General features: G+C 69.1%; 7 protein-coding genes. 2 read left to right on the forward strand and 5 right to left on the reverse strand.

The features are described 5' to 3' along the window. Window positions 1–118 precede the first annotated feature (118 nt). The gene (locus AB0I41_RS07795; protein WP_357103176.1) at window positions 119–373 is read left to right on the forward strand and encodes a hypothetical protein; all 255 of its coding nucleotides are present in this window, start codon (window positions 119–121) and stop codon (window positions 371–373) included. A 54-nt stretch (window positions 374–427) separates the two neighbouring features. Here the strand turns inward: AB0I41_RS07795 and AB0I41_RS07800 are convergent, their stop codons facing one another. Beyond that, window positions 428–1,426 (reverse strand): helix-turn-helix domain-containing protein, encoded by a 999-nt coding sequence (locus AB0I41_RS07800; RefSeq protein ID WP_357103178.1) that lies wholly within the window; start codon window positions 1,424–1,426, stop codon window positions 428–430. Between the two features lie 65 nt (window positions 1,427–1,491). Here AB0I41_RS07800 and AB0I41_RS07805 point away from each other — a divergent pair, with 65 nt between their 5' ends. Further along, entirely contained in the window at window positions 1,492–1,626 is a 135-nt protein-coding gene (locus AB0I41_RS07805; protein WP_357103181.1) for a hypothetical protein, read from the forward strand. A 10-nt stretch (window positions 1,627–1,636) separates the two neighbouring features. Here the strand turns inward: AB0I41_RS07805 and AB0I41_RS07810 are convergent, their stop codons facing one another. The 4 genes from AB0I41_RS07810 to AB0I41_RS07825 all read right to left on the reverse strand — a co-directional run bounded on the left by AB0I41_RS07810 (window position 1,637) and on the right by AB0I41_RS07825 (window position 13,614). Then, window positions 1,637–2,275, reverse strand: a complete 639-nt coding sequence (locus AB0I41_RS07810) for a hypothetical protein (RefSeq protein ID WP_357103184.1) — start codon at window positions 2,273–2,275, stop codon at window positions 1,637–1,639. Further along, window positions 2,275–5,943 (reverse strand): S8 family serine peptidase, encoded by a 3,669-nt coding sequence (locus AB0I41_RS07815; protein WP_357103188.1) that lies wholly within the window; start codon window positions 5,941–5,943, stop codon window positions 2,275–2,277. Before AB0I41_RS07815 ends, AB0I41_RS07810 begins: the two co-directional genes overlap by 1 nt. A 605-nt stretch (window positions 5,944–6,548) precedes the next feature. Then, the gene (locus AB0I41_RS07820) at window positions 6,549–10,280 is read right to left on the reverse strand and encodes a S8 family serine peptidase (RefSeq protein WP_357103191.1); all 3,732 of its coding nucleotides are present in this window, start codon (window positions 10,278–10,280) and stop codon (window positions 6,549–6,551) included. A 439-nt stretch (window positions 10,281–10,719) separates the two neighbouring features. Further along, window positions 10,720–13,614 carry an AAA family ATPase gene (locus AB0I41_RS07825; protein WP_357103194.1) on the reverse strand — a complete coding sequence of 965 codons (2,895 nt, stop codon included), beginning with the start codon at window positions 13,612–13,614 and terminating at the stop codon, window positions 10,720–10,722. Window positions 13,615–13,742 lie beyond the last annotated feature (128 nt).

Below are 13,742 nucleotides of genomic sequence, written 5' to 3' on the forward strand. Positions count from 1 at the left end.
GGCGGCCGTCTGCATGCCCGCAGACACGCCGACCAGCCCAGGCTGAACTCATCGCCGGTCATCTACATAACGAACCCGGGCTGCCGTACTAGCCGCGGATGTTTTGCTTACTGCGAACGTGCTGACGCTTCCCGTGATCTTTTGGGTGATCGCGCGACTGCTCGCGCCTCGGTACTTCGCGCTACCCGGCCAGCGGCTGAAGGTCGGCGCCGCAGCTACCGTCACGGTCGTCGCGCTGACCGGATATCTCGTTGGTCGCAATAACGACCATTTCCTCACCTGCGAGGAGTTTACGGTGGCCGGCGAGCACCGGCCAGCCAATTGCGCGCCCGCCGGGGAGCATGCAAGCTGGGGGATGCGCCGCAGGTCGTAGTCGAGGGCCAAAGGAGACGGTCTGCTCGCGCGTCGCGTCCCATCGCCCACGGCCTCATGCGGTCTGGTTGCCGTCTCGCTCGGCTTCGAGCCAGCCCAGCCGTGCCACTTGGAAGCCCAGCTGCATGCGAGTCTGCACCTTCGCGATATCCATCAGGTGCCGGACCCGGCGCTGCACCGTCCGCAGGGAGGTGCGTAGCTGGGCGGCGATCGCTTGGTCGGTGAGGCCGGTCAGCGACAGGCTGAGGATCTGTGCATCCAGATCCTCTATGGCGGATGCATTTTGCACGGCACCTGCGGAGGTGACGAACTGCGTCGCTCTCCCCCATTCGGACTCGAACAGCGCTATCAGCGCATCGAGCAGGCTGCTCTCGTGCACGAGCAGGGCTCCCGTCTTTGCGGCATTGGCCGAACCGAGGAGTGGAACAATGGCGAACTCGCGGTCCACGATGAAGAGTTTCAGTGGCAGCGTCTCAGCGATTCGGACCTCCTCTCCGGTGGCCCGCGCCTGGACGATCTCGTCGAACGACGTGGCTCCCTCGTCGAGCATCGCGCGTTCGAGTATCACCCGGTAACGAACGCCGCGCGCGATGACCGCACCGTCGGTCAGGTTACCGGCCGAAATGACTGGCACCTTGGCGAAGTTCATGACCTCTTCCCGGGCGCCGAGTTGCATTTGTCCGACGCGCTCGCGGACAACCTCGGCGCCGTGGATCACGTCGACGACGTCCGCGACGCCGCGCCCGAGGGTGGCCGCGCGGTAAATTTCGTCGAGGGACTCGAGTTCGAGTTCCGCCAGCTTGAGCTCGTTCTGTCGCTGCAGCAGGAGCGCCCGCAGCGCCGCCGCCGGTGGGGAGGCCACGAACCGGGCGGTATCGCCGAGGCTGCGCGCGGCGAGCCCCCGGCCTTCGAGCATGCCGAGGGTACGCACCAACTGGCGGGCGTCGCAGCCGACGGACTCGGCGAGTTCGGCGGGGGTGGCGGAGGCTACCGAGATCAGCGTGCGGTAGATCTCCGCCTCTTCGGGGGTCAGTCCCAACACGTCTGACAGCACGATGCTCCTCCGCCTGTCTGTCGGTACCTCGGCCTGGCACGTTTGCGCCATGGAAGGAGCTCCGCGTGCTCGATCTTGCCAAGGGCGAATCGGCGCTGCCCGCGTTCGGCGAGGACTTCACCGAGAACGCGAGAGACGGCCGGGGCGAGACCCCCAGTCTCGCCCCGGCCGTGGCCCCTCCGGGTTGGCTCACCGTTTAATCGGTTCACCTCAGCGCAGTTGGTACGCCTTGGGAATCGTCTGCTTGACGGTGTCCCCCGCACTGTCGGTCGCGGTGATCCGCAGTCCGACTCCTCCGGGAGCCTCGTCACGCTTCGGGTGCTTGATCTGCGCGGTGAACGTGTTCTGCCCGCCGGCCTGGGTGATTGCCGGCTGCCAGGTCTTGCCGCCGTCGAAGCTGGCCTCGACCCGCAGCTCGGTCACGGTCGGTGGCGTGCTGAGCCGCTCCTGGTAGTAGCCGGTGACGGTGATGAGGTGGAGGCCGTCGGCCTTGGCGGTGTTGTCCAGTTCCAGGCCCAGGTCGTACCGCAGGAAGATCAACGGCTCCGGACGGCACGAACCTGGATCCTTGACGATGATGTCCGCGATGCACGGCTGCGACGTCGGCGCGTCAGGCTTGGTCGGCCGGTCGGACATGTACTCCCACACGGTCTTGACCCCGTTGGTTTCCGCCTCGAACGAGTAGCGGGCTGATTCCGCAGGCAGGTCATACGTGATGACGTCAGCACTACCGCAACCCGCCACCGCAAGCACCCCTACGGCTGTCAGCGCCGCCAGGTTCACTGTCCGGCGCCACCTCGATGGCGCGGTCGCGTTCATCGGACCGGTCTCCTTCCTCGCTTCGGTCATCACTGCTTGCTCCCCGACACCAGGTCCGGCGCGTTGCCGGGCTCGCCGAGCTGGAAGGCGAACTCGAGCGGGACGAGCCGTTGCTCGAGTTCGTCGCCGGCCTGGTTGGAGAGGCTGACGTCGCAGGTGGTACAGGTTTGCATCCCAAAGAGGAGCGGGAACAAGATCGTTTCATTGACCATGCCGATCACGGCCTGGCGGCCGCCTCCGCTGCCGGTCAGGTACATGGTTGGCCAGAAACGGTCGGCCTCCCGGCAGCCGGCGCACGGCAGGCCGGTGCTGGTGGTGAAGCCCGACTTGGTGCGGACCTGGGGCACCGCGCCGGGCAGGGACGGACCCGAGTTCCAGTCGATCGTGTTCTTCCTGTCGAGCGCCAGGTCCTGAGCTTCGCCCGGGCCCGATGCAGTCGCCACGGACGGCGCGATGTAATGCCTGGTGGCCAGCTCAAATGTGTCGATCGCGTTGTCGTCCCGCGTGACCCACGTGGTGAGCTGCCGTTGGCTGGCCGGCTTGGGCAGGTCCATCTCCACTGCAACCGGGCCGGCGTCGGTGGTCCGGCTCCAGCCGAAGTAGGTAGTCACCCCGGGCCGGTCAGCGTGGATACGGTGGTCGACACGGTCGAGCTCCTCGGGCAGGACCTGGTGCGGCAGGCTGGCGGGGATCCGACCGCTGGTGTTGAACGCCAGCGCGTAGCTTTTCGACACCTCGCTGTTGCCGCCGAGTTCGACCTGGACGCCGGACCTCGCCCCGCCCCCGATCCGCCGGATCAGCGTGGCGGCCTCGGCCGGGGGTATGGTCACGATCGGCAACGCTGCGTACGGCTCGACCGGCGGGCAGCTGTCCGGACCGTTCTCGCAGTTGTAGAGCCGGGTCCCGTACGACTCCAGGGTGACCCGATCGGTCGCGCCGGTCACCAGCACCCCGACCGCACCCGCTGCGGCAGCCGCTGCCACTCGCTCACGGAGTGCGGTGAAGTTGCAGGTCGTCTTGCAGATGTCGGTCGGCCGCACCAGCACCAGCGCACCCGTCGCGTCGATCTTGGCGAGTTCCTCGGCCGAGCCGGTGCCCGCGTAGACCACGGGCTTCTGCCCGTTGGTGGGCAGTCGGGGGATCGTCAACCGCACGAAGCGGTTCACGGCCCTCCCGTTTTCCTTCCATTGCTGGGTCCCGCCGTGGATGGAGGTGTCCGGCGTCGCGTAGCGGGCGTCCAGGTCGAAGGAGTCACCGTTGCCCGTTACCTTCATCGTTACTGACGGCGGTACCAGGACATGTTGGCTGTTGAAGGCGAGCGTGCCGAGGCTCACCTCGCTGGTCGGCAGTGCCCACCAGTTCGGTTCACCGGGACCGTAGTTGGTGCCCAGCTGTGCGGTAAGCCCCCAATTGCTGTCCACAGAGGTCCGCTTGATTTGGAAGGCCGCGCGGTATGTCTCCGTCGGCTCCGTGGCGTTCACCCTGATCGGCTTGGCCTTCCGCAAGTCCAGCTCCACCGTGGTCGCCCCGGTGACCTGCACCTGCGATGCCATCGGTGCGGCCCGGTGCAGCTCACCGGCCGCGTCCCGCCACGTCATCGCGAGGGCCGCCGCGACAGTGCCGGCGAAGACCCTGGCCTTGATCGTCTCGCCGCCCGGTGCCACCTCCGCGTCCTCGTAAAGGTTCAGCTTGTCCTCGTTGATCGGGACGATCAGCGCGTTGCCGTACCGGATGTCGGTGGCGCCGGCCGGAGGAATGACCTTGATGGTCAGGTCGTGACGGATCGGCTCCAGGAACGCCGAGATCCGCGACGTTCCCAGCGTCGTCCCCGTGCTGTCCTTGGCGGTCAGGGCGCCTGTGTATCCGCCGTACTGCCCGGCAGCGTCCACCACCTGGCCGTCCAGGGTCACCGTCACGTCGGCCGACCCCTTGGCGGGCACAGTCACCTGGTTGGCGCTGATCGTGAACAGCCCCGCCGGCGCGGGCTTGCCCGAGGAGGAGGTCGAGGCGGAAAGCGTGAGCGTGATCGGCTCGTCGGTCCAGTTGGTGTAGGTGACCGTCCTGGACGCCGACGAGTGCGGGTATTCAGATCGGCCGAAGTTCAGGTTCCCGTCCGGGATGATCTTCGGATCGATCGCACGGGCCACGTCCACCCGGCCGGCGCCCTGCGCGTACAGGTCGTGCCCGAGGTCCTTGGCGGTGGCCATCAGCAGCGCCTTGATCTGCCGCCCGGTGAAGTCCGGGTGCTGCTGGGCGATGATCGCCGCGGCGCCGGCCATGTGGGGGGTGGCCATGGAAGTGCCACTGGCGGTCGTGTAGTAGTCGTCCACGGTCTTACCCATCGCGGTGCCCTTGGCGCGGGCGGCGACGATGGCGACGCCCGGAGCCGCGATGTCCGGCTTGGCCCCGCCGTCCCCGACCCGAGGCCCGCGGCTGGAGAAGGGGGCCATCTGGTCGCTCTTGTCCACGGCCGCGACCGTCAGCGCCTCGTCGGCGGCACCCGGCGACCCGACCGTCTTGGCGGTCGGGCCGTTGTTGCCCGCGGCGATGACGAACAGGGTGCCGTAGGCACGGCTGAGCTGGTTGACCGACTTGCTCAGCGCGTCCGTTCCGTCGGAGGGCGGGCCGCCGAGGCTCATGTTCACCACCTCGGCACCGGACTGGGCGGCCCACTCCATGCCGGCGATGACGGCGTCGCCAGCGCACCTGCCTTCGTGGTCGCAGACCCTGCCGATGAGCAGCTTCGCACCAGGCGCCACACCGCGACGCAGCCCGTCGGAGGCCTGTCCGGTGCCGGCGATCGTGGAAGCCACATGGGTACCGTGTCCGTGTTCGTCCACCGGACCCTTCGGGCTGTTGGTGAAGTCAACCGCCTCGGCGATCCGGCCGGCGAGATCGGGGTGGGTGGCATCGATGCCGCTGTCCAGCACCGCAACCTTCACGTTCGAACCGTCATAGCCGCGGCTCCAGGCGGCGGGCGCGCCGATCTGCGGTACGGACTTGTCGAGCTCGATCGTCGTCAGCTCATTCAGCCACACCTTTTCCACTCCGGCCAGCGGGCCGGCGGCCCGGGCGGCGGAGGCGGACTTGCCGGCGTTCTTCTCCCGTACCTCTCGCCACCACCGGCCATCGCCCTTGATCCTCATCGAGCGGCCGTTGACGCTCGTCAGGACGGCCTTGGCGGTGGTACCGGCGGCGGTCGGCGCCGTCCGGGCGTTGGTCTTCGCGGTGTACTCGGCGATCGCCGGGACCTCACCGGTCGTACCCTCGGCCGCCCAAGCGGCCAGCTTGGCGAGGTTGAAGAGCTCCCAGTCCAGCAGGTCGGCACGGAGCAGCGACAACACGTCGTCCGGTACGACGTAGAGCTGGCCGCTCCTGGTGATGGTGTGGAAGAGAACCGACTCGTGCCCGGGCCGGGTCGCGGGTTCGATCTCGCGGACGACCGGCTGCCCGTCGGCGGTGACCCCGATCTGCACCTTGTCGCCGGTCACCAGCGTCAGCGGCAGGCTTGCCTGAGTTCCGGCGGCAGCCCGGAGAACGTTGTCGCGGACCGACGCGGGCAGGTTCAGGTTGAGGGCGGTAGGGGCAGACGGGGCGGGGGGTGGGCTGGCGGCATTCGCCGAGGTGGTCGACATGACCATCCCGAGGACGGTGATGCCGGCGACCGCGGTGGCCCACCGTCGCCCGAAACGCCTCATCGCCCGGCCTCCTGAGATGCCGTTCTTTCGGGTACGCCGTGAACATGGCGTGGGGAATGCATGAGCGCCTCCTACTCGTGGCGACACAGGAAATTCTTGCCGCATCCTGCAGATACTCGGGCTCGGCGCGGACCGAGGCAACCGATTGACAGTGGCGGATTTGCTCCATGACGCAAACCCGCCACCCCAATCGGCCAGACAACCGGCGGGGGTACGCCACCCCGCCTTGATAATGCTGATCAGGCGCGACGGGCATAGCACGGCAAAATGTACCGTGAGCTCCCCGGTGATCAAACCAGAGAGCATTCGTGGACCGGAAAGAGCCGGCCGATACTGCCTAGGCGGCATCGGCCACTCACCCGCAAATACCGGCTCAGACCAACCGCAGCCACACGAGGCACCTGAATATCGGCCAGGTCCATTCTCGTGAGCACTTGTCACCCCGCGTGTGCCGTTACGAGAGCTGCCGCCGTCACACTTTCGCCGGATCGCCGCTTTCGGAGTCCACCTTCAGGGAGATCCCGTCGGCGGAGGGGCGCACCCCTGGCACAAGAATGTGCCTTGTCCCAGGGGTGCGGCCAGGAGATCAGGGTTTGCCGCGAGGGTCAGCGCACGGCGTAGGCCCTGATCAGGGTCTGCTCGATCTGGCTGCCGTTGGCGTCCTGTGCCTTGACGCGCAGGGACACGTAGCCCGATGCCGGGTTGCGGACGGACACCGTGTAGTGACCGTCGGCCCTGGTCTTCACCGTCGCGGGGCTCCAGGTGGCACCGTCGTCGGTGGACGCCTCCACCTTGACCCCGTCGATGTCCGGGGTGGCGCCGGTCTGGAGCGCGAACGCCAGGTTGAAGTCGTCGATGGCGCCACCGACGGCGGTGTTCTCCGCATCCAGGTCGAAGCCGTACTTCGGCCAGAGCAGCGCGAGGTTCTCCTTGCCGCTCGCCGGCCGGGCGGACTTGAACGTCCACGCGGTGCTGGTCTTGGTGGACAGCGGGAACCACGCCGGGTGCTCCGTGTCCAGGGTGACGCGGTAGGTCGCCGGGTCAGGGCTGACCGGCAGCGTGGTCCACAAGAGTCGCGGCGCCTCCTTGATGAGCTTCCCGTCCTGGTATATCCGCGCCGTCCGCTTGTCGGCGTTGTGTTCGAAGAAGCTGTAGTGCCCCGGTTCGCTGTCACTCATCTCCGGCACCGTGAGGGTGATGTTGTCACCCTCACGGACCGCCTGGCTGGCCTCCGGTCCGGCCGGGCCGTTTGCCGCGCCCAGCCAGGTCTCCTCGTGCTGCTCGCCCGGCTGGTAGGTGCGGAGTCCCTTCCTCATACCGCGGGAGATGTCGGTGCGGTCCGGGTAGACGCTGTGCGCCCACCGAATCTGGTTCATCATCGGCCACTTGCTGCCGGTGGAGTACCACTCCTCCCGGTCCACCGGCGCGACGAAGGAGTCCAGGACGGCGGAGACGAGGGAATCGTTCGGGCGGAACGCCAAGGCGGCGTCGCCGATCACGGTGCCCTTGGTGCTGCGGTAGTGCGACTTCACCACGGTCGAGTTCTCCGCGGTGACCGCGTCGACGGGGTCGGCCGGAATCCTGCCGGGAACCATCGTCACGATGTTGTACACCTGGGGGACGCCTGTGATGCCCTTCAGGTTGAGCCACGTGGGACCGTCGGCCATCCGGCCGAAGAGCACCGCGCCCTCGTCCTGGGTGAGGGACCAGGCCGGAATGGCAGTGCCGGTTTTGCGCGGCACGGTGGTGGCGAAGGGGCCGGGCCGGTCGTTGACGAGGATCACTGCCTTCGCGCCGGCATCGGCCACTGCGGCGATCAGTTCGGCAGACTTCGTGTAGCTGAACGGGGTGCTCTCGCGGGTGACGACCGCGAGCTTGCCATTGAGGTCCTTGCCGGCCAGGTCCTCCGGCCGTGCCATGCCGGCGTCGACCGCCTGGAGCGTGCTGGGGCCGTACAGCCGGGCCGCATACACCACTGGCTCAAGCGGGAGCGCGCGTTCCTGCCCGGCATAGGACGCCCGGATCACCGGCGAGAACCTGCGCTGCTGGAAGTGGAACTCGAACGTGCCGAGCTCCACCGGCTCGGTGGGCACCACATAGGCGTGGTCCCAGAGCGGGCTCGACGCGCCCTTCATGAAGTCGATCCCCAGCTTGCCGGGGAGCTGCTGGCGATACCCGAGTTTGAACTGGCTCTGCTCGGACTCCTTGGGCGTGGCGACCTTGACCTCCTTACCCAGCCGGGCATCCAGCGTGACCGTCCGGTCCGCCGTCAGTTCCACGACGGGCTCGCCGGCGAGGGTGTAGTCCGTGACCAGGGACGAGGCCTCGTCCCTCGTGTGTACGACACCCATGACGGAGTAGCGTCCCAGCGGCACCGCGACAGTCTTGGTTCCGCCCTGGGGGAAGACCTGCTGGAGAGCCCCCGTGTCCAGGTTGAACACCGCAAGCTCGCCGGTCGCCGGGTTTCCGTGCCGGTCGATCGTGTTGACGGTGAGGTCGACGGTGGGCACGCCCTTCGTCGCGCCGACGGTCGTGTGGAACGCGGTGCCGTCGGTCGCGGTGGCGGTGATGACACCGGTGTAGTCACCCAGGGCGCCGAGCTCGGGGTGGTAGGTCACCGTCACGCTCGCGGTGGAGTTCGCCGGGACCGTCACGCTGGTGGCGCTGAGCGTGAACGTGCCGTCCGGTGCGGGCCCGGTCTCCCCGGAAGAGGCCAGGCCGAGCGACAGTGTGGTGTCCGCCGCGGAGGTGTTGACGTAGGTGATCGTCTTGGTGACCGGCGCGCTCTCGGCCGTCGACTTGCCCATGCTGACGACGGCGGGGCTGGAGTAGACCGTGACGTCGATGGCCTTGGGCACGTCGACCCGGCCGCTGCCCTGCTGGTAGGCGGTGTACGAGCCCTGCTTGGCGGTGCCGACCAGCACCTGCTTGAGCCGGTCAGCGGTCCAGTCCGGATGGCGCTGGGCCAGGATCGCCGCCGCGCCGGCCACATGCGGGGTGGCCATCGAGGTGCCGTTGGCCGCGGTGTAGTTGGCGTCGACCGCGGTACCCATCGAGGTGCCGGCGGCGCGCGCGGCGACGATGCCCACGCCCGGTGCGGTGATCTCCGGCTTGACGGCGAAGGTGTCCTTGAGCGGGCCGCGGCTGGAGAAGTTCGCGAGCTGGTCCTGCTTGGACACCGCGCCGACGGTCAGCGCGGCGTCGGCGGCACCCGGCGCGCCCACGGTCGACTTGCCCGGGCCCGTGTTGCCGGCCGCGATGACGAACAGCGCGCCGGAGGACGCGGTGAGCTGGTTGACGGCCTCGCTGAGCGGGTCGGTGCCGTCACTGGGGGCCTCCGAACCCAGGCTCATGCTGACGACGTCCGCACCCTCGGCCACCGCCCACTCCATGCCGGCGATGACCCCCGACTGGGGGCCTTCACCGGCGTTGTTGAGGACCTTGCCGACGTACAGGTCGGCGCCCGGCGCCACACCCTTGTACTTGCCGCCCGATGCTGCACCCGAGCCGGCGATGGTCGAGGCGACATGCGTGCCGTGACCGTGGTGGTCGACCGCGTCGGGGTCGTCGGTGAAGTTCTGCGTCTGCTTCACCCGCCCCGCCACATCAGGGTGGTTGGGGTCGATACCGGTGTCGAGGACGGCCACCTTGGTGCCGGTGCCGTCATAGCCGTCCGCCCACGCCTCCGGCGCGCCGATCTGCGGCACACTCTGATCCAGCGTCACCTTCACCGGCCGGTCCAGCCAGAGCTTCTTGATGCCGGCAGCTAGCTTCGGCGCGGTCGTCGCGGCGGCGCTGTCGTCGTCGACCGCCTCCCAGAACGTCGCCGCCTTCTTCTTGCTCGCGCGCAGCGCCACCGCGTTGGCGCTGGGCAGCTCGTCGGCCTTCACCGAACCGGCCGGCGCGGCCTGCTTGAGGGCCTTGCCCGCCTTGCCCGGTGCGCCCGAGAAGGTCGCCATCAGCGGCACGGCGGGGCGGTGCGCGTCGTCGTAGCCGTACTCGACCAGCTTGGTGACGTTGAACAGCTCGCGGTCGAGCTCGTTCGCGGCAAGGTACGGCTGTGCCTTGTCCGGGATGACGTAGACCTCGTCGCCCACCTTCATGGCGGAGAACGCCGCCGGAGTGCCGTCCGGCGCGGGCTCGACCGTCGCCGCCTGCAAGCCGTTGGCGTGGCGCTCCAGCGTCACGACCTCGCCGGTGACGAGGGTGACCGTGTGTGTGGCGACGACCGGGCCGTTCTGCTGCGGCTGGGCCGCCTGCGCGGCTGGCGCGCCCGCGGCGGCGACGCTAGCAATGCTGAGCGCCCCAGAAACACTGACCGCGGCGAGCAGCGCCACGAGTGCCCGAGTGGGACGAGACGATGAGCGATGAAGTGTGGGGATGGTCGGGTGGGCTGGGAAGCTCGTTGTCCCAGCCGCGTCTGACTGTCGCATACGGCAGTGACCTTTCTCTGAGGGGGAACGAGGGCGCGCGGACACCGTCGAGGAGATTGGTCGCCGCGTCGGGTGACTGCGATGGGTGTGCTGGTTGGGCTGCCCTGGTGCGAATCGGAACTCACACGGCTTCGTAGCCGTCGTCGTGCGGGGGCACGCTGCTGGCACCGGCCGTGGGCTGTTGCGGCTCCGTGGACGGCGCGGACGGCCGGGGCTGCTCAGGCTGCTGGTCCGGCTCGTCCGACCGCTGGACTGGTGGGGTTTCCATGACAGTCGAGTGTTGTTCCCGCACCGGTTACCGGACGACTGGGCAGATGACCCAACTTTGCCGCCACGCACCCGCCTAGCGGTCGTCGCCGGCTGGGCCCTCGGCGACGACGCCGGTTTCCACGACCCGAACGGCCAGCGCCGTCCGGGACGAGACATCGAGCTTGCGCATCGCTGCTTCCACGTGCCGTGCGACCGTCTTCGGTGACAGGAAGAGGACGCCAGCGATCTCCCGGTTGGTCCGGCCCTCGACGAGCAGCCGGACCACGTCGAGCTCCCGCGGAGACAACTGATCGCCGTAGCTGCGCCGTCCACCCCGCCACGACGGGCGCTTCACTTCGACACCGTGTGCACGCAGGGTGTGCATGACGCGTACGGCGTCGGCACGAGCACCGAGGGCGGACAGTCCCTCGAAGGTCTCCGCGAGGACGGGGAGTGCGGCGTCCGACCGGTCCGCGCGCAGCAGGCAGGCGGCCTGTCGCTCGCGGCTGAGCAGGGCGTCGTACGGCCGCGGGAGACTCTGCCACGCCTCGGCCGCGCGGGCGAACAGGGCGGCGGCGCTGAGGGGATCGCTTCGGTACTGGGCCAGGATCGCCCGGCAGGTCGCCAGGGCGGCGTGCGGGGCAGGTGCGCGGCGATCGCCCACACCCGCCGTGAAAGCGTCGGCCAGGTCGGCGGCGTCGCCGACGCGACCGGCCATGAGCAGCGCCTCGACCCGGACCGGGGCGAGCTCGGTGGCCCAGATCCAGGTGCCCTTGCCGGCGATGAACCGGATCGGCCCGTCAGTCAACTGCAGCACGTCGTCGATCCGTCCGACGCCCAGCCGGAGCTTGGCCAGGGCACCAGCTGGCTCGACGGAGTATTCCGCCCCGCCCTGCCGGTCCGCCTGCTCAAGGACGGTCCGCAGGCACTCGTCCGCGCTGTCCTGGTCGCCGCGGGCCGCATGCAGCAATCCGGTGACCATGGCCGGGGCCAGGCGGCTCACCGGCTGCAGCAGCTCCTCGTCACCAGCCAGCGATCCGGCCCGGTCGGCCAGGCCGGCCCAGGCACCGGTGAGCCAGTCCAGCTGGGTCAGTGTTGCCCGCCCAATCCCATGATCCTTGGGGTACTGATACTTCTCGGCCAGCCCGATGGCCAGCATGAGCACCCGCCTCGCCTCCGCGTACCGCCCCCAGATCAGCGCCATGTGCCCGACGTTGAGCTGGCCGGCACTGACGTTCAGCCGCTCGGCGGTGGTGGGCGCGTCGTCGCCGATCAACGCCGCCTCCGCCCACCCCTCCTCCTCACCGAGCACCAGGAGTCCGCTCGCCCGTCCGGCCCGGACGCTCAGCCGATCCGCCGGCGCCATCGACGAAGCCGGAACCTGCGCCACCCGCCGCAGCCACCTGAGGAGTTCGGCCGCCGGCGTCGTTGTCCCGTACGACAGGCCGAGGAACATCATCGCGCGGGCTGCCTTCGCCGGGTCGTGTCCGAGATCGGGCAGCGCCCGTTCCATCTCAGTCCGGCCCTGCTCGAACGCCTCCATCTGCGTCAGCAGCCGGGCGCGCTGGAAGCGGATCTCCGCCGCCTCGCTCGGCGTCGGCTCACCGGTGTCCAACACCAGGCGGAGGGCGTCCATCAGTTCGCGGTAGCGTTCGCGCCCGCTGAGCAGGCCGAACGGAAACTTGTCGGTGAGCCGGACCACGTCGGCGGGCCGCAGCTCGGCGTTGGTGAGCAGATCGTGCAGCAGGACGACGGCCGTCGCACCGTCGCCCGAGGCGATGGCGAGGTCAGCCGACTGTTCCGCGTACTGGAACCACGCCGTGGTGTCGCCGGCCTCTCGGAAATGGCGCGCCAGCTGGGCGACCGGTGGCGGGGTGACGCCTTCGAGGATGTGTGCGGCGCGCAGGTGCATCGCCCGCCGCTCCGGCATCGGAATCGCGTCATACACCGCGCGACATGCCAGCATGTGCCGGAACGAGACCAGCCCACCCGGGTCCTCCCTCAGCAGCCCGGAACCCACGGCCTCCGCCAGGCCGGCCAGCCGGCTCGCCGGCTCGCCGGCCGGCGCCATCACCTCGAGGACGGTGTCCTCGGCGGCGGGGTCAGTGAGTACGGCGGCCGCACGCAGCGCCGCCTGCGCCGCCGGGCCGAGCCGCGCGCTGCGTTCCAGTACGGCGTCGCGCACCGTCGGCGGTACGTCGATCTCACTCAGCCGATGCCGCACCCAGGAGTTGCCCCGCCGGATCAGATCGCCGCGGTTCCACATCAGCCGCACGGACTCCTCGATGGCGAGCGGAAGCCCGTCGGTCCGGTCGTGCAGGAAGGTCGCGAATTCGTCGGAGACCCGTTCCCCGCCGAGCATCGAGGACACCATCTTGGCAGTCCCGGGAACGTCCAACGGCTCCAGCGACAGCCGCAGCCGCGCCGTTCCCGCAGGTTGCCGGGACGACAACCGCAGCAGCAGAGAGGCCGGCGCGATTTCCTCCGGACGGTAGGTCACGAGCGAGCTGACCAGTTGCCGCGGGCGTGATGCCAGGAACAGCAGAAACTCCAGGGTGGCCTCATCTGCCCAATGCACGTCCTCGACCACGAGCAACCCGATGTCGAGCCCTTCGAGGATCTCCTCGAGGGCCCGAAACAGCCGGTGTCGTGCCGCTGCTGCGTCTTCGGCCGGCTCGGGCGCCGGCGGCAGCGCCGACGCCCACTCGGGGAACAGCGGCCGGAGTTCCCCCGCCAACCCGCTCAGGCCAAGCCCGACGACATCCTCGGTCGCCGTTCGGATCGCGTCCACCACCGGGCCGAACGTGAACGGCTGCCGGAACGCCGGGCAGGTCGCCAGCAGCACCCGCCGGGCCGGGGTACGCGTCGCGAGCAGCTCCTGGACCAACCGGCTCTTGCCGATCCCGGCTTCGCCCTCGACCAGCACAATCACCGGCGGATCCGACAGCGCCGCTCTCAGGGCGGCAAGTTCGCGTTCGCGTCCGATCATGCCGGGCAACGCGATCGCCGAGCGGCTACCCGCATCAGTCCCGCTGGTATTCATTCGCTCCGTCCGTGGACAGCGCTGACCGCCGTCTCGGCGGTCAGGGAGCAACATAAGCAGAGGTTACAGGGCGG

Origin of the sequence: Micromonospora sp. NPDC050200 (assembly GCF_040656135.1) — a bacterium.
Classification (GTDB): Bacteria; Actinomycetota; Actinomycetes; order Mycobacteriales; family Micromonosporaceae; genus Micromonospora.